The organism is Pseudomonas orientalis (assembly GCF_022807995.1).
GTDB classification, from domain to species: Bacteria; Pseudomonadota; Gammaproteobacteria; order Pseudomonadales; family Pseudomonadaceae; genus Aquipseudomonas; species Aquipseudomonas orientalis_B.
In genome coordinates this window covers 2,430,038-2,446,113 of record NZ_CP094351.1, presented here as the reverse complement: position 1 = coordinate 2,446,113, position 16,076 = coordinate 2,430,038, and the positions used below count along the sequence as shown (strand labels likewise).

The 16,076-nt window shown below is 60.7% G+C and carries 14 protein-coding genes; 10 read left to right on the top strand and 4 right to left on the bottom strand.

Translation table 11 applies throughout. The features are described 5' to 3' along the window. Positions 1-8 precede the first annotated feature (8 nt). The 3 genes from tssC to tssA are packed head-to-tail and all read right to left on the bottom strand — an operon-like array spanning position 9 to position 3,592. Positions 9-1,490, bottom strand: coding sequence for a type VI secretion system contractile sheath large subunit (tssC, locus tag MRY17_RS10845; RefSeq protein WP_181282986.1), 1,482 nt, complete (start codon positions 1,488-1,490; stop codon positions 9-11). A gap of 14 nt (positions 1,491-1,504) precedes the next feature. Then, on the bottom strand, positions 1,505-2,014 hold the full coding sequence (gene tssB / locus MRY17_RS10840; protein WP_191953358.1) for a type VI secretion system contractile sheath small subunit: 510 nt from the start codon (positions 2,012-2,014) through the stop codon (positions 1,505-1,507). 24 nt (positions 2,015-2,038) lie between these two features. Then, the gene (gene tssA, locus MRY17_RS10835) at positions 2,039-3,592 is read right to left on the bottom strand and encodes a type VI secretion system protein TssA (protein WP_243353744.1); all 1,554 of its coding nucleotides are present in this window, start codon (positions 3,590-3,592) and stop codon (positions 2,039-2,041) included. Between the two features lie 479 nt (positions 3,593-4,071). On the opposite strand from tssA, the gene MRY17_RS10830 reads away from it, so the two are divergent. Further along, positions 4,072-4,587 carry an Hcp family type VI secretion system effector gene (locus MRY17_RS10830; RefSeq protein WP_191953360.1) on the top strand — a complete coding sequence of 172 codons (516 nt, stop codon included), beginning with the start codon at positions 4,072-4,074 and terminating at the stop codon, positions 4,585-4,587. Positions 4,588-4,636: 49 nt separating this feature from the next. Here MRY17_RS10830 and MRY17_RS10825 read toward each other — a convergent pair whose 3' ends face one another. Beyond that, on the bottom strand, positions 4,637-5,458 hold the full coding sequence (locus tag MRY17_RS10825; RefSeq protein ID WP_191955650.1) for an aldo/keto reductase: 822 nt from the start codon (positions 5,456-5,458) through the stop codon (positions 4,637-4,639). A gap of 106 nt (positions 5,459-5,564) precedes the next feature. Between MRY17_RS10825 and MRY17_RS10820 the strand changes: the two genes are divergently transcribed. The 9 genes from MRY17_RS10820 (at position 5,565) to MRY17_RS10780 (ending at position 16,072) form a co-directional block, all read left to right on the top strand. Then, positions 5,565-6,059: a DUF1543 domain-containing protein gene (locus MRY17_RS10820; protein ID WP_181282991.1), complete on the top strand. Its 495-nt coding sequence runs from the start codon at positions 5,565-5,567 to the stop codon at positions 6,057-6,059. A 114-nt stretch (positions 6,060-6,173) separates the two neighbouring features. Then, positions 6,174-6,455, top strand: coding sequence for a peptidylprolyl isomerase (locus tag MRY17_RS10815; protein WP_057722107.1), 282 nt, complete (start codon positions 6,174-6,176; stop codon positions 6,453-6,455). A gap of 127 nt (positions 6,456-6,582) precedes the next feature. Next, on the top strand, positions 6,583-8,442 hold the full coding sequence (locus MRY17_RS10810) for an extracellular solute-binding protein (protein ID WP_243353743.1): 1,860 nt from the start codon (positions 6,583-6,585) through the stop codon (positions 8,440-8,442). Next, positions 8,442-9,500 carry a microcin C ABC transporter permease YejB gene (locus MRY17_RS10805; RefSeq protein ID WP_057722105.1) on the top strand — a complete coding sequence of 353 codons (1,059 nt, stop codon included), beginning with the start codon at positions 8,442-8,444 and terminating at the stop codon, positions 9,498-9,500. Before MRY17_RS10810 ends, MRY17_RS10805 begins: the two co-directional genes overlap by 1 nt. Beyond that, positions 9,500-10,522 (top strand): ABC transporter permease, encoded by a 1,023-nt coding sequence (locus MRY17_RS10800; RefSeq protein ID WP_181282993.1) that lies wholly within the window; start codon positions 9,500-9,502, stop codon positions 10,520-10,522. Before MRY17_RS10805 ends, MRY17_RS10800 begins: the two co-directional genes overlap by 1 nt. A 10-nt stretch (positions 10,523-10,532) precedes the next feature. After that, complete coding sequence (locus MRY17_RS10795; RefSeq protein WP_243353742.1) at positions 10,533-12,104, top strand: ABC transporter ATP-binding protein; 1,572 nt, start codon at positions 10,533-10,535, stop codon at positions 12,102-12,104. Between the two features lie 108 nt (positions 12,105-12,212). After that, positions 12,213-13,613, top strand: coding sequence for a sigma-54 interaction domain-containing protein (locus tag MRY17_RS10790; protein WP_243353741.1), 1,401 nt, complete (start codon positions 12,213-12,215; stop codon positions 13,611-13,613). Between the two features lie 286 nt (positions 13,614-13,899). Next, positions 13,900-15,291: a GntP family permease gene (locus MRY17_RS10785; RefSeq protein WP_181282996.1), complete on the top strand. Its 1,392-nt coding sequence runs from the start codon at positions 13,900-13,902 to the stop codon at positions 15,289-15,291. Between the two features lie 7 nt (positions 15,292-15,298). Continuing rightward, the gene (locus MRY17_RS10780) at positions 15,299-16,072 is read left to right on the top strand and encodes a 3-hydroxybutyrate dehydrogenase (RefSeq protein ID WP_243353740.1); all 774 of its coding nucleotides are present in this window, start codon (positions 15,299-15,301) and stop codon (positions 16,070-16,072) included. Positions 16,073-16,076: the final 4 nt, after the last annotated feature.

Sequence of the window (16,076 nt, the reverse complement as noted above, 5' to 3'; positions counted from 1 at the left end):
GCCTCGCCTCATTCTTTGTCGAGCTTGCCGACAAGGGACAAGGTGAAGTCCGCCCCCATGTACTTGAAATGCGGCCGTACGCTCAAACTGACGCGGTACCAGCCAGGGTCACCCTCGACATCGCTGACGACAATGCGCGCTGCGCGCAATGGACGCCGCCCGCGCACCTGCGCACTGGGATTCTCCTGGTCCGCCACGTATTGGCGAATCCACTTGTTGAGTTCCAACTCCAGGTCGGTCCGTTCCTTCCACGAGCCCAATTGTTCACGCTGCAAAACCTTGAGGTAGTGGGCCAGGCGATTGACCACCATCATGTAAGGCAACTGGGTGCCGAGCCGGTAGTTCAGTTCGGCTGCCCTGCCCTCTTCGCTGATGCCGAACGTCTTGGGTTTCTGCACGGAACTGGCGGAAAAGAAGGCCGCGTTGTCGCTGCCCTTGCGCATGGTCAGGGCGATGAACCCTTCTTGCGCCAACTCATATTCGCGCCGGTCTGAAACCAGTACCTCGGTAGGTATCTTGGTTTCAATCTCACCCATGCTCTGGAAGTGATGCAACGGCAGGTCCTCGACCGCTCCCCCACTTTGAGGGCCGATAATGTTCGGGCACCAGCGAAAGCGCGCGAAGCTATCGGTCAGGCGAGTGGCAAAGGCATAAGCGGTATTGCCCCACAGGTAATGCTCGTGGCTGTTGACCACATTTTCCTGGTAGGCAAAGGTTTTGACCGGGCATTCATGGGGGTCGTACGGCGTGCGCAGCAAAAAACGCGGTACCGTGAGGCCGATGTAGCGAGCATCTTCGCTCTGGCGAAAGCTCTGCCACTTGGCAAACTGCGGACCCTCGAAATGATCCCCGAGGTCCTTGAGGTCAGGCAGGCCGGTAAAACTTTCCAGACCAAAGAAACCTGGCCCGGCGGCAGCGATGAACGGGGCGTGAGCCATACCGGCAACGCTGGACACGTATTGCATGAGTTTCACATCGGGCGCGCTGGGTGACAGGAAGTAGTTGGCGATGATCGCGCCTACCGGCTGGCCGCCAAACTGGCCGTACTCAGCACTGTAGATATGCTTGTATAGCCCCGACTGGATCACTTCCGGGGAATCTTCGAAATCGTCCAGCAGGTCCTGCCGTGAGACGTTCAGCAGCTCTATCTTGATGTTCTCGCGGAAATTGGTGCGCTCGATCAGCAGTTGCAGCCCTCGCCAGGCCGCCTCCAGTGCCTGAAAGTCCGGGTGGTGCAGAATTTCATCCATTTGTCGGCTGAGCTTGGCATCGATCTCGGCGATCATCCGGTCGACCAGACGTTTCTTGACCGGTTCTTCGCGGTTGTGGGGCTTGACCAGCTCTTCGATAAACGCCGACACACCCCGCTTGGCAATGCTGTAAGCCTCGTCATCGGCACCCAGCAATGTCTGGGCAATGATGTTGTCGAGAATGCCGCACTCGGCGGCGGTTTTTGGCTGGGGTTGCGGGCCATGCTGGATAATTGTCATGGTTCAGTGTCCTTTTACTGAATAGGTTCGGCATCGGCGTGGCTCAGTCCCAATTCGGCCAGTACCCGAGCACGGGAGTCGCTATCGGCCAGTGCCTGCTCGATAGCTTTACGAAAGCTCGGGGTGTTGCCCAGTGGCCCCTTGAGCGCCACCAATGCCTCTCGCAGCACCATCAGCTTTTGCAGCTGCGGTATTTGCTCGACCAGGTTGGCGGGGTTGAAATCCTTCATCGAGTTGATCCGGACCTGGATCGCCAGATCTTCAACGTCAGTTTCATCCTGAAGGCGATTGGGCACGCTCAATGTCAAGTTCAAGGCCTGCTTGGCCAACACCTCGTCAAAGCTGTTCCCGTCGATTCCGACAGGCTTGCGATCCTCAAGCTTGCGTGGATCCCCACGTTGGGAGAAATCCCCCAGCACCAGCAGTTTCAACGGCAGCTCGACTTCTTCCTGCGCACCACCAACCGCGGGTTTGAAGGTGATATTGATACGCTCCTTGGGTGCTACCGAACCGTCTTTGGCCATGGTGTTTCTCCTTTTGATGATTTTTTATTCGAGTACCGCTTCCAGATCGACATGGCACAACCGGCGGTGCGTAGCGTCCTTGCTTTCGCGCAAGGCGTGGCTTTGTGGCAACAGGTCATAGCAGCGATACAGAAGCCGACCGACGTGCAGGGCCAGCTCCGGCTCCCAGCGGTCCAGGCCCGCGTGCTGTAACTCAAGGTCCAGTTGTTCCAATTGAATTCTGCCCAAGTCAGGCTTGCCCGCACGCACGCATAACCTGGCCAGCGCCAGCCGCCAATGAAAGCGCGCGCGTTCACTGCAGGCACTCTGCAAACCTTGCTTGAGCACGCTCACTGCTGCCTTGAGCCCGTCCTTGCGCAAGCTCGGCATGACTGCCTGCAAGGCGGCTTCCCAGGGTTCGCCGCCGACATCGGCCACAGCATTGAAAGGCTCGGGTTTGTGCAAGTGGCGAATCACGTGGAGCGTGATCCACTCACAGGTCGCCGGGGCCGCAAACGGCGTACCGTCGTCGAAGCGCAATTCCGGCAGGTTCGGCAAACGTTGCAATAACAACGCGAAACTCATTTCCAGCTCGGTCATTGCCTGGTCCGCATGCAAGGCTTCCAGGCATTCCCAGACCATGCGCAGGCCATCAAACCAGAACAATGCGCCCGCCAGGCTGGCCTCGAGTTCAAGCAACAGCTCGGCGTGATGGCCTTGGCTGTGGCGATCCTGGTAACGTTTAAGCTTGTCGGGGGCGAGCGGACGCAATGCCGTCACCCCCTCACTGTTGGCATCGGGATAGTTGACGAGGCTCAGCCAGGCCAAGGTGCGTCCCAGACGCCAGGCTCGCAGGTCGGTGGCATTCTGACGCAACCACCAGGCGCATAACGTACGGGCCTGTTCCTGTAAAGCGCGCAGCGCTTTATGGGCGTCCTTTTCGTTGTTGATAGGCGGTTCAGGCTTGAGCAACTGCGTGCCCGCCTGCTTGACCTGGGCAATGACGCCCGCGATGCCCGCGGGCTCTACACCACCTTGCGTAGCACGCTCCAGACGCTCCGCCAGTTGTCGCCGGCTCGGCAACAACAACGGGGCGTCGCTCCCCAGATGCTCATTCAATAGCTCATCAAGGCGCATGAGGTGTTCATGCAACGCCTGGAACAAGGGCATCTGGTCGACAAGTGACACGTTATGAGAGAAGAGCGAGTCGAGGCGCGTCACCAGCCAATCCAACGCGGCAACGCGGGTGCGAGACTTGGCGGGATACACCTGTGCCCAGTGATGCTCGCAGAGGTAAACCAGTAGAACGAGGCCGGCCAGCAACCCGGGAAATGAATCACGCTGATGCAGCGCCCAGGTGAGCCATACAGCGACGCGCAGATCCTTGGATTGCTCGCGCAGCAGGCGCTCACTCATCTCGCAGACCTGCGGCCAATCCGGCAGGCTCGCGCCATGTATCGATTGTGTCTTGGCGACCTCGGTTTCCACTGTTTCAAACTCACTCGAAAAACGCACATCATTGCCTGCGAAACTCCCTGGCGAACAAGGGGTTCGTGCAAGTTCCTGGTAATAAGCGCAGAGCTTTTCTGAATGAACCATTTTTGGACGGCACACAACTAATAAGTCTGAATAGGCAAACTTGATACTGAAAAAATCTGTATCAGAGTTCCGCTTGAGCTGCGTTCAGCACGCAACGAAGTGAACGAACCTTAGCCACCCTGAAAACAACCAGCAAGCCGCAGAGCGGGACTTAAGGAATCTCCTACAACCCTCTAAAATCGTGGCCTGCGCAACGATTTGCGCACTTAATCAAGTGAAAATCCCTTCAGTTATTCGCAGATACGCTTATTCACTGACCTATCACCATGAGCAATTATCTGCGCACTTATGTGCAACTTAAAATACAAAAAAATCGCAAAACAATCCCGCAACTTTCAAACACATTAGGCCTTTTCAACTCCATCGCCTTGATTTCATTGACTCATGCACTTTCAGGCACGCTTTTTGTTATAGGCACTTACCCGCCCGGCAACCTCGCCGTGCGGGAACACCTACTCAAACAGACAAGGAAACCCGTCATGCCAACACCCGCGTACCTCTCCGTCACCGGCGTCAAACAAGGTTTGATCACCGCAGGTACATTCACCCAGGACTCGGTAGGAAACATTTATCAGGAAGGCCATGAGGACCAGATTCTGGTGCAGGCGTTTGCGCATCAGGTGATCATTCCCCGCGATCCGCAATCGGGCCAGCCTACCGGCCAGCGTGTGCACAAACCGCTGATGATCAGCAAGGTCTTCGACAAGTCCTCGCCCCTGCTATTCAGTGCACTGACCTCGGGGGAGGAAGTGTCGTGCCGGTTGGAATGGTTTCGTACTTCTTCGGCAGGCACCCAGGAGCACTACTTCACCGTTGAGCTGGAAGGCGCAACGATTGTGGACATCCAGTCGCGCATGCCCAATTGCCAGGACCCGGACAACGCCCATTTCACCCATCTGGAGGACGTTTATTTCAGCTATCGCAAGATCACCTGGACCCATGAAGTAGCCGGTACGTCCGGCGCGGATGACTGGCGCAGCCCGGTGGCCGGCTAACGGCGGCGCGAGCGGGAACGGTCCAGGGAAGGCACCGTTCCTGCGGACATTACACCATCGCCAACGGATGCTTGCGCTTGGGCGCGCCGAACACACGATCAATCGCGTCCAGGTCGTGTTCGTCCAATACCAGCTTCGCAGCGGCGGCGTTCTGCCGTATGTGTTCGGGAGTGACTGCCTTGGGGATGGCGATTACGCCGTCTTGACGCAAGACCCAGGCGAGCGCGACTTGCGCGGGAGTGGCCTCATGACGACGGGCAATTTCCTTTAGCGTCGGGCTCGCCAACAGCGCACCGCCCTGGGCAACTGGACAGTAAGCCATCAGTGGCAAGTGGTGTTGCTGCCACCACGGCAGCAGGTCGAATTCAATGCCACGCTCTTCAAGGTTGTAGAGCACCTGGTTGGTTGCACACACGGGGGATGCCAGTTCCTGCAGGTCTGCCACATCAAAATTGGAAACACCCCAACGGCCGATCTTGCCCGCTTCGCGCAAACGCTCGAACGCTTCGACGGTTTCTTCAAGAGGGTATTGGCCGCGCCAGTGCAGCAGGTACAGATCGATGTAGTCGGTACCCAGGCGCTCAAGGCTCGCTTCACAAGCGCGGGGCACGCCGGTGCGGCTGGCATTGTGCGGATAGACCTTGCTCACCAAAAATACCTGGTCGCGCCTGCCCTTGATGGCCTCGCCGACCACCTCTTCCGCACCGCCTTCACCATACATTTCGGCGGTGTCGATCAGGGTCAGGCCCTCGTCGATACCCAGTTGCAATGCGCCCACTTCGGCGCGGCGCCGGCTGGGGTCTTCGCCCATGCGCCAGGTGCCCTGGCCGATGACAGGGACGGGAACGCCGGCCAGATCGATGGTGCGCATGACAACCTCCTGATGAATTGGCGAATTAACAGTGTGGCATTGACCGGACAAAAGGGTTCAATCGCAGTATGGTTGGCCTTTGCTCATTCGCCAGGAATCACTCGCAATGCTGTTTGTTGTCATGCTCGGGGGCAAGCACCCCAGGGCCCGGATCGAAGTACACGATGTGGCGTTTGCCGTGGCGGATACGCTGCAAGCCACCTACCCGCAATTGCGCGACGCCTGGTTTGGCAGCCCCAAGGGCGTGCACATCGATTCGTGGATGGCGGTCGAGGGTGTCGACGGCTGGCAGGTCCAATTCAGCCAATTGGCACCCCACGGTGATGCGCCGCACTTGTATTTCATCAACCTCGGCGGTTATGAGGCCAACAGTTTTGGCGAAGCCCATCACTACCTGTTGCTGGTCGCGCGCGACAAGCGCGAAGCGATGAGCATGGGCAAGCAGCGGATGTTGCGCCACTGGTCCCAGGCCCACACCGACGCGGTCATGGACATCGACGACTGCCTGCCCATCGACCTGGTGGACGGCCGCTATATCCATCTGGTCAAGGGCCCGCACGCCCCCATCGTTCAGCAGAACGACTACATCGTTCTGGCCTGAATCGCGCATGCCAGGCCGTTCCTCACCCGGTCAGGCAAGCCGGTGGAACTTTGCCGGGAAATAACCGCCTGAATCCGGTAGGCTCACCGTTTTTCACTTAAGGAGTTATTTCCCATGGCCAAAGCCACCGCCCGCCACATCCTCGTTTCCACTGAAGACAAGTGCAACGAACTCAAGACCCAGATCGAAGGCGGCGCTGATTTCGCAGAAGTCGCCAAAGCCAACTCCAGCTGCCCGTCCAGCCGTCAAGGCGGCGACCTGGGTTCGTTCGGCCCGGGCCAGATGGTCAAGGAATTCGACAGCGTCGTCTTCAGCGCCCCGGTCAATACCGTACAAGGCCCGGTGAAAACCCAGTTCGGTTATCACCTGCTGGAAGTCACCAGCCGCCAGGACTGATCGGTCCGTGCTGACGCTGTAAACAACGGCCCGCCATTTGGCGGGCCGTTGTGCATGTGATGACTGACGACGCTTAAGCCGTTAACGTACCGCTCTCTATTTTTGTCAAACGTGCTCAAGGCTGATAATGCGACTGGCTTTTCCAAAACTGTTCAGCATCACCCTGGTCTTGTTTATGACCGGCCCCAACGTGATCGCCGCACCACAAGCCTCCCTCACGGTGTACGGCGAGCCGGCCAAATATCCCGACGGCTTCAGCCATTTCGACTATGCCAACCCGGATGCGCCCAAAGGCGGCAGTCTGCGCCGCTCCGCCCTGGAGATCGGGCGCTTTGATCACGTTTTGCCGTATATCGACAAAGGCATCGGCGTGTCGCAGGTGGATGGCTGGCTGTATGCGCCGCTGGCCCAGCGTTCCCTGGACGAGCCCTACACGGTCTATGGCCTGGTTGCGCAAAAGATGGAGCGCGCCGACGACGGGCTGTCGCTGCGTTTCTATCTCAACCCCAAGGCGCGTTTCGCCGATGGCAAACCGATCACTGCCGAAGACGTGCGTTACAGCTTCGATTTATTGATGACCCAAGGCAGCCTGCGCTTTCGCACGCTGTTCGCCGACGTCAAGCATGTCGAAGTCGAAAGCGAGCGTCAGGTGCGTTTCGACTTTTCCAGCAATGAAAACCGCACCCTGCCCCTGGATATAGCCACCCTGCCGGTGTTTCCCGAGCATTGGTGGAAGACCCGCGACTTCGCCAACGGCGGCGGCTATGAAGCGCCGCTGGGCAGTGGCCCCTACAAGGTCAGCAAGATCGACTCCGGCAACACCATCACCTTTACCCGCGACCCCGATTGGTGGGGCAAGGATTTGCCGGTCAGCCGTGGCCTGTACAACTTCGATCACCTGAGCCTGGAGTATTTCGGCGACACCGAAGTGGCGCGCCAGGTGCTGCGCGGCGGCGCCTACGATTTCAACCGGGAGTTTTCCGCCACCGGGTACTCCATCGGCTATAACGGCCCGGCCCTGGATGATGGCCGCCTGCAGCGCGCGCATCTGGCCAAGGAGATGCCGCAACCGGCCCAGGGCTATGTGTTCAATGTGCAAAAGCCGATGCTCAGGGACCGCCGTGTACGCCAGGCCCTGGCCATGCTGTGGGATTTCGAATGGGCCAACCGTCAGATGATGCGCAACCTGTACATCCGCCAGCAGAGCTTTTTCTCCAACAGCCCGCTTGCCGCCACCCAGTTACCGACCCCGGAAGAACTGGCGATCCTTGAACCCCTGCGCGGGCAGATTCCCAATGAAGTGTTTACCCAGGTGTTCAAGGCGCCCGTCACCGATGGCAGCGGCGTGATCCGCGACAAGCAGTTGCAAGCCCTGGCCCTGCTGGAGCAAGCGGGCTGGAAGCCTGACGGCGACAAACTGGTCAACGCCGAGGGCGAGCCGCTGGAATTTACCTTCCTTAATGCCCAGGCGGGTGTGGAACGTCTGCTGCTGCCTTACAAGCGCAACCTGGCGCAAATCGGTATCACCTTGAATATCCGCCGCATCGACTCTTCCCAATACGTCAACCGCCTGATGGCACGGGATTACGACATGATTGTCACCGGCTTTCCGGTCACGGCATCACCGGGCATGGAGCTGTACAATTTCTTCGGTTCCGCCGCCGCGTTCGATCCGGGCGCCAATAACTATATGGTGCTGCAGGACCCGGCCGTCGACAGCCTGGTCAATGGCCTGGTCAAGGCCGACACCCAGGCGCAGATGCTCACCTACGCCCACGCGCTGGACCGGGTGCTGCAATGGAACTACCTGTGGATTCCCAACTACTACCCGCCGGGCACGTCCGCGGCGTGGTGGAACCGCTTCGGCCGCCCGGCCATCGAGGCGAAAAACGATGAAGCCCTGGAAACCTGGTGGGAAGTCAGCCCGACGCCGCTGACAAATGAGCAGATGCGCGCCAAGCTGGAAAAACGCGGGGGCGCGCGCTGATGTTTGCCTATATCGTGCGGCGCCTGCTGCTGATCATCCCCACCCTGGTGATCATCCTGCTGGTGAATTTCGTTATTGTGCAGGCCGCGCCGGGCGGGCCGGTCGAACAAGCCATCGCCCACCTGCAAGGCATCGGCGGGGGCGGTGTCGCAGGCGCTGCCGGCGAAGGCATCAGCGGCTCGCGGGCCAGCCGCGGCCTGGACCCGAAACTGATCAAGGACATCGAAAAGCAATATGGCTTCGACAAGCCTGCGCCGGAACGCCTGTGGCTGATGCTCAAGAGCTACGCCCGACTGGACTTCGGCAACAGCTTCTTTCGCGGCGCGACGGTGATCGACCTGATCCTGGAAAAGATGCCTGTGACCATTTCCCTCGGCCTGTGGGCCACCTTGATTACCTACCTGGTGTCGATCCCCCTGGGCATACGCAAGGCAGTGCGCCATGGCAGCAGCTTCGATGTATGGAGCAGCACCGCCATCGTGATCGGCTATGCCATGCCGGCGTTTCTGTTCGCGATGTTCCTGATCGTGGTCTTTGCCGGCGGCACCTCGCTGAACTGGTTCCCGGTGCGCGGGTTGGTGTCGGAGAATTTCGAAGAACTGAGCACCGTGGGCAAGATCGCCGATTACTTCTGGCACCTGGTATTGCCGGTCACGGCGCTGGTGATCGGCGGGTTCGCCACCTTGACCATCCTCACCAAGAACTCGTTCCTCAACGAAATCACCCGGCAGTACGTGGTGACCGCGCGCGCCAAGGGCTTGAGCGAGCGCCGCGTGCTCTACGGCCATGTGTTTCGCAACGCAATGCTGCTGGTGATTTCCGGGATTCCCCAGGCGTTCATCAGCGTGTTCTTCGCCGGTTCGCTGCTGATCGAGGTGATTTTCTCCCTCGATGGCCTGGGCCGCATGAGCTACGAGGCAGCGGTGTCGCGGGACTACCCGGTGGTGTTTGGTTCGCTGTTTATCTTTACCCTGTTCGGCCTCTTGATAAAACTGATCGGTGACCTGTGCTACACCCTGGTGGACCCGCGTATCGATTTTGCCGCGAGGAACGCCTGATGCTCAATCTGTCTCCGGTGGCGCGTCGGCGGTTCGAGCGATTCAAGAAGAACCGTCGCGGCTGGTGGTCCCTGTGGCTGTTCATCGGCCTGTTCATCCTGACGTTGGGCGGCGAGTTGATCGCCAATGACAAACCCCTGGTGCTCAGCTTCAAGAACGAGCTGTATTTCCCGGTGTTCAAGCGCTACACCGAACAGCAGTTCGGCGGGCAACTGCCGTTCCAGGCCGACTACCGCAGTGAGTACGTGCAAAAGCTGATAAGACAGGACGGCGGCTGGATGCTGTTTCCCCCGATTCCCTTCAGCGACGACACGCCCAACTACGAATTGACCCGCCCTGCCCCCAGCCCGCCGTCGACAGTGAACTGGCTGGGCACCGATGACCAGTCGCGAGACGTGCTGGCACGGGTCATCTTCGGCGCGCGGGTGTCGATCCTGTTTGCCCTGGCGTTGACCGCGATCAGCGCGGCCATCGGCATCGCCGCCGGCGCGTTGCAGGGTTACTACGGCGGCTGGGTGGACTTGCTCGGCCAACGCATCCTGGAGGTGTGGTCGGGTCTGCCGGTGCTGTACCTGCTGATTATTCTGTCGGGGTTCGTCGAGCCGAATTTCTGGTGGCTGCTGGGGATCATGGCGCTGTTTTCCTGGCTGGCCCTGGTGGACGTGGTGCGCGCCGAGTTCCTGCGCGGGCGCAACCTGGAATACGTCAAGGCCGCACGCGCCTTGGGCCTGGGCGACGGCAAGATCATTGCCCGGCATATCCTGCCCAATGCCATGACCGCAACCTTGAGCTACCTGCCGTTCATCCTGACCGGGGCGATTTCGACCTTGAGCGCCCTGGACTTTCTCGGCTTCGGCATGCCGGCCGGCAGTGCTTCGCTGGGTGAGTTGATCGCCCAGGGCAAGCAGAACCTGCAAGCGCCGTGGCTGGGCCTGACAGCATTTTTCACCCTGGCGCTGATCCTGTCGCTGCTGGTGTTTATCGGCGAGGCGTTGCGTGATGCCTTCGACCCTCGCTCATGAGTGATCGCGTATGAACCTGATTGAAATCCGTGACCTGTGCGTGGCGTTCAGCGGCCAGACCGTGGTGCGCAACGTGAGCCTGGACGTACGCCCCGGCGAATGCCTGGCGCTGGTTGGCGAGTCCGGCTCGGGCAAGTCGGTGACCGCCCACTCGATCCTGCAATTGCTGCCCGACGCCGGGGCCCACAGCACTGGCTCGGTGAAGTACCGCGGCCAGGAGCTGATGGGCGCATCGCCAGCGGCCCTGCAAAAGTTGCGCGGCAACCGCATTGCCATGATCTTCCAGGAACCAATGACCTCGCTGAACCCACTGCATACGGTCGAAAAGCAGATCGGCGAGACCCTGCTGCTGCACAAGGGCCTGGGGGGCAAGGCGGCGCAGGCACGCATTCTTGAGCTGCTCGACCTGGTGGGCATTCAGAAACCCCGGGAGCGGCTCAAGGCCTACCCGCATCAACTCTCCGGCGGCCAGCGCCAGCGGGTGATGATTGCCATGGCCCTGGCCTGCGAGCCGGAGCTGCTGATTGCCGACGAGCCCACCACGGCGCTGGACGTGACCGTACAGCGCAAGATCCTGCTGTTGCTCAAGTCCCTGCAGCAACGCCTGGGCATGTCACTGCTGCTGATCAGCCATGACCTCAACCTGGTGCGCAGCATTGCCCAGCGGGTGTGCGTGATGCGCGCCGGGGAGATCGTCGAGCAGGCCGATTGCCAGACGCTGTTCACCGCGCCCCGGCACCCTTACAGCCGCCTGCTGCTGGACGCCGAACCTTCCGGCGATGCGCTGTGCAGTGAAGAACGCGAGACGGTCTTGCAGGTCGATGACCTGACTGTGCAGTTTCGCCTTGGCAGCGGATGGTTTCGGCCCAGGACCTACCTGCGTGCGGTGGACGGCATCAGCCTGAGCGTGCAACGGGGCAAGACCCTGGGGATTGTCGGCGAGTCCGGCTCGGGCAAGTCCACCCTCGGCCAGGCGATTTTGCGCTTGCTGGACTCCAGCGGCAGCATCCACTTCCAGGGCCAGGCCCTCGACCCGCTCAACCATCAGCAGATGCGTCCCTGGCGCAAGCAGATGCAGGTGGTGTTCCAGGACCCCTATGGCAGCCTCAGCCCACGCATGTCGGTGCAGCAGATCATCAGCGAAGGCCTGGAAGTGCATGCCCCGTGCAGCCTCGCCGACCGCGAGGCGCAGGTGATCCAGGTGCTCAAGGATGTGGGCCTGGACCCCGCCAGCCGCCATCGCTACCCCCATGAGTTTTCCGGTGGCCAGCGGCAACGTATCGCTATCGCCCGTGCGCTGGTGCTCAAGCCGGCGCTGATGCTGCTGGATGAACCCACTTCGGCGCTGGACCGCACGGTGCAAAAACAAGTGGTGGCCTTGCTGCGCGAACTGCAGGAGAAATACGGCCTGACTTACCTGTTCATCAGCCATGACCTGGCGGTGGTGCGTGCGATGGCCCACGATATGATCGTGGTCAAGGACGGCAAGGTGGTGGAGCGCGGCGCCAGTCATGAGGTCTTTGAGTCGCCGCAACACCCCTACACCAAAGAATTGCTGGCCGCAGCCCACATCCCCCTGTAGGAGCGAGCTTGCTCGCGAAGAAATTGAATGCTCCAGATTCCTCCAGAAGCGCCGCATTATCGTTGACGACCTTCGCGAGCAAGCTCGCTCCTACAGGATCCCGTACCCATGAGTACCAGCCTCAAGGATTACCAACAGGTTCGCGGCCAGGCCATTCAGTCGCTGTTCGAGATCATCGAGCAGTCCAGCGAAGGCACGGTGATTGTCGACCGCGACGCAAACATCGTCTGGATGAACGAACGCTACGCCAGGCGTTTCGGGCTGCAGAGCGCGGAGCAGGCCATCGGCCAACCCTGCGAGCAGGTGATCTCCAATAGCCTGTTGCGCCAGGTTGTGCGTAATGACCGGCCGATCCTGCTGGATATCCAGGACACGCCCAAAGGCCCGCTGGTGGTGATGCGCCTGCCGATCCACGACGAAGCGGGTACGGTGATGGGTGCGATCGGGTTTGCGCTGTTCGATGAGCTGCGCAGCCTGTCGCCGCTGATCGAGCGCTACCTGAGCCTGCAGCAGGAGCTGGCGTCCACCCGTTCGTTGCTGCGCTCTCGGCAAAGCAAATACAACTTCGCGCACTTTATCGGCACCAGCGCCGCCAGCCTTGAAGTCAAGCGCCGCGCGCGGCGCAGTGCCAGCGCCGAATCGCCGGTGCTGCTGCTCGGCGAAACCGGCACCGGCAAGGAATTGCTCGCCCAGGCTATCCATGGCGCGTCGCCTCGCGCCCACAAGGCGTTCGTCAGCATCAACAGCGCGGCGATTCCCCACGACCTGCTCGAAGCCGAATTTTTCGGCACCGCCCCAGGCGCCTTTACCGGCGCCGACCGCAAGGGCCGCCCCGGCAAGTTCCAGATCGCCCAGGGTGGCACGCTGTTTCTGGATGAGATCGGCGACATGCCGCTGCCCCTGCAAAGCAAGTTATTGCGGGTGCTGCAGGAAAAGGAATTTGAACCTGTGGGTTCCAACGAGATGTTGCACAGCGATGTACGGGTGATTGCCGCCACCTCCATGGACCTGGAGGCGGCGATCAAGCGTGGCGAATTCCGCGCAGACCTGTATTACCGACTCAATGTCCTGCCGATCCAGGTGCCGCCGTTGCGTGAACGCCTGGAGGATATCCCCGCGCTGAGCGAAGCGATTCTGGAAGAACTGCGCAGCCGGCACGAATTGAGCCCCGAAGCGCTGACACTGTTGGCCCGGCATGCCTGGCCGGGCAATATCCGCGAGCTGCGCAATGTGCTTGAGCGGGCAGCGTTGTTGAGTGATGACCTGGTGTTGAACGCCGGGGAGATTCGTGCGGCGATTGGTACGTTCAGCCCGGTGGAGCGCGATGCAGTGGCTACGGTTGAGGGCGAGTCGTTTGCGGCGGCGCGAGCGCGGTTTGATCGACAGTTGATTGGCGAGACCTTGCAGGCATGCGCGGGGAATGTGGTGGAGGCCGCCCAGCGACTGGGACTGGGACGGTCGACGCTGTACAAGAAAATGATCGCCTTGGGACTCACCCAGTCTCCCTAAAGAGACAAAATTCTCAACATCAAGACAATCCAATGTGGGAGGGGGCTTGCCCCCGATTGCAGTGGGTCATATGTAGTTATTTAACCTGAAACACCGCTATCGGGGGCAAGCCCCCTCCCACATTTGAGCAGTGCCTGTCTCCAGATTGAGACAGAGCCCGAATACCCCGATCCGAAAAACAATAAATAACCTTGTATTTCAATAAGTTAAACACTTGGCACACATCTCGCTATACCTCCCCAAAGCCCCACCCCCCACAACAATAACAATCCGATGGAGACACACCATTAGTGTGATCATTGCCCTGGCAGCCCTGGCGCTGCTGATGCTGGCTGCCTACCGTGGCTACAGCGTCATCCTGTTTGCCCCGATTGCCGCCCTTGGCGCCGTGCTGCTCACCGACCCGTCCGCTGTCGCCCCGGCCTTTACCGGGGTGTTCATGGAAAAGATGGTCGGCTTTATCAAGCTGTATTTCCCGGTGTTCCTGCTCGGTGCGGTGTTCGGCAAGCTGATCGAGTTGTCGGGCTTTTCGCGTTCGATTGTCGCCGCCGCCATTCGTTTGCTCGGCACGCGCCAGGCGATGCTGGTGATCGTGCTGGTCTGCGCCCTGCTCACCTACGGCGGTGTGTCACTGTTCGTGGTGGTGTTTGCGGTGTACCCGTTTGCGGCGGAGATGTTCCGCCAGAGCAATATACCCAAGCGCCTGATCCCGGCCACCATCGCCCTCGGTGCGTTCTCGTTCACCATGGACGCCCTGCCCGGCACGCCGCAGATCCAGAACATTATCCCCAGCACGTTCTTCAACACCACCGCCTGGGCGGCGCCGTGGCTGGGGCTGATCGGCACGATCTTCGTGTTCTGCACCGGCATGCTGTACCTGGCGCGCCAGCGCAACAAGGCCCAGCGCGCGGGTGAAGGCTATGGCACCGAGTTGCGCAACGAGCCGGAGACCGCCGAGGACCTGACCCTGCCCAACCCCTGGATCGCGCTGTCGCCGCTGATTCTGGTGGGGGTGATGAACCTGCTGTTCACCCACTGGATTCCACAGTGGTACGGCAAGACCCACAGCCTCAGCCTGCCCGGCATGAGCACCCCGGTGACCACCGAAATCGCCAAGCTCACCGCGATCTGGGCGGTGCAGGCGGCGTTGCTGGTGGGGATTATCGTGGTGCTGGTGTTCGGCTTCTCGGCGATCAAGAGCAAGCTGGCCGAAGGCAGCAAAAGTGCGGTCAGCGGCGCGCTGCTCGCCGCCATGAACACCGCCTCGGAATATGGTTTTGGGGCGGTGATCGCCTCGTTGCCGGGCTTTCTGGTGCTGGCGGACTGGCTCAAGGGCATCCCCAACCCGCTGGTCAACGAAGCCATTACCGTGACCCTGCTCGCCGGGATCACCGGCTCCGCGTCCGGCGGCATGAGCATCGCCCTGGCAGCCATGTCCGAGAGCTTTATTTCAGCGGCCCATGCGGCCAATATTCCCCTTGAAGTGCTGCACCGGGTCGCGGCCATGGCCAGCGGCGGCATGGACACCCTGCCCCACAACGGCGCGGTGATCACGCTGCTGGCGGTCACCGGGCTGACTCACCGCGAAGCCTACAAGGACATTTTCGGCATCACGATCATCAAGACCCTCGCGGTGTTCGTGGTGATCGGTACTTTCTACGCCACCGGCATTGTGTGAGGTTTTCATGACGAGATTGAACGGCAAGACGGCCCTGGTTACCGGTTCCACCAGCGGCATCGGCCTGGGCATTGCCCTGAGCCTGGCCAACGCCGGCGCCAGCCTGATTCTCAACGGCTTCGGCGACGCCAGCGCGGTGATCGCCCAGGTGCAGGCATTGGGCGGCAAGGTCGGGCATCACCCGGCGGACGTCAGCGACCCGGCGCAGATCGCCGAGATGCTCGCCTATGCCGAGCGCGAGTTCGGCGGCGTCGATATTCTGGTCAATAACGCCGGCATCCAGCACGTGGCGGCGGTGGAAGACTTTCCGGTGGAACGCTGGGACGCGATCATCGCCATCAACCTGTCCTCGGTGTTCCACGCCACCCGCCTGAGCCTGCCGGGCATGAAGGCCAGGGGCTGGGGACGTATCGTCAATATTGCCTCGGTGCACGGCCAAGTGGGTTCGGTGGGCAAGGCGGCCTATGTGGCGGCCAAGCATGGGGTGATCGGCCTGACCAAAGTCGTCGGCCTGGAAACCGCTACCAGCAACGTGACCTGCAATGCCATTTGCCCAGGCTGGGTGCTGACCCCGCTGGTGCAGAAGCAGATTGATGATCGCGTGGCCAGTGGGGTGGAGCCGCGGCAGGCGCAGCAGGACTTGCTCGCGGAAAAACAGCCGTCGCTGGAGTTTGTGACGCCGTCGCAGTTGGGTGAGTTGGTGCTGTTCTTATGCAGCGAGGCCGGCGCCCAGGTGCGTGGTGCGGCGTGGAACATCGATGGCGGCTGGCTGGCCCAATAACCCC

Coding starts and splice junctions, on each gene's coding strand:
- MRY17_RS10805 (WP_057722105.1), top strand. CDS start 8,442: ATGTTTGCCTATATCGTGCGGCGCCTGCTGCTGATCATCCCCACCCTG.
- MRY17_RS10780 (WP_243353740.1), top strand. CDS start 15,299: ATGACGAGATTGAACGGCAAGACGGCCCTGGTTACCGGTTCCACCAGC.
- MRY17_RS10800 (WP_181282993.1), top strand. CDS start 9,500: ATGCTCAATCTGTCTCCGGTGGCGCGTCGGCGGTTCGAGCGATTCAAG.
- tssB (WP_191953358.1), bottom strand. CDS start 2,014: ATGGCCAAAGACGGTTCGGTAGCACCCAAGGAGCGTATCAATATCACC.
- MRY17_RS10820 (WP_181282991.1), top strand. CDS start 5,565: ATGCTGTTTGTTGTCATGCTCGGGGGCAAGCACCCCAGGGCCCGGATC.
- tssA (WP_243353744.1), bottom strand. CDS start 3,592: ATGGTTCATTCAGAAAAGCTCTGCGCTTATTACCAGGAACTTGCACGA.
- MRY17_RS10830 (WP_191953360.1), top strand. CDS start 4,072: ATGCCAACACCCGCGTACCTCTCCGTCACCGGCGTCAAACAAGGTTTG.
- MRY17_RS10795 (WP_243353742.1), top strand. CDS start 10,533: ATGAACCTGATTGAAATCCGTGACCTGTGCGTGGCGTTCAGCGGCCAG.
- MRY17_RS10815 (WP_057722107.1), top strand. CDS start 6,174: ATGGCCAAAGCCACCGCCCGCCACATCCTCGTTTCCACTGAAGACAAG.
- MRY17_RS10825 (WP_191955650.1), bottom strand. CDS start 5,458: ATGCGCACCATCGATCTGGCCGGCGTTCCCGTCCCTGTCATCGGCCAG.
- MRY17_RS10810 (WP_243353743.1), top strand. CDS start 6,583: ATGCGACTGGCTTTTCCAAAACTGTTCAGCATCACCCTGGTCTTGTTT.
- tssC (WP_181282986.1), bottom strand. CDS start 1,490: ATGACAATTATCCAGCATGGCCCGCAACCCCAGCCAAAAACCGCCGCC.
- MRY17_RS10790 (WP_243353741.1), top strand. CDS start 12,213: ATGAGTACCAGCCTCAAGGATTACCAACAGGTTCGCGGCCAGGCCATT.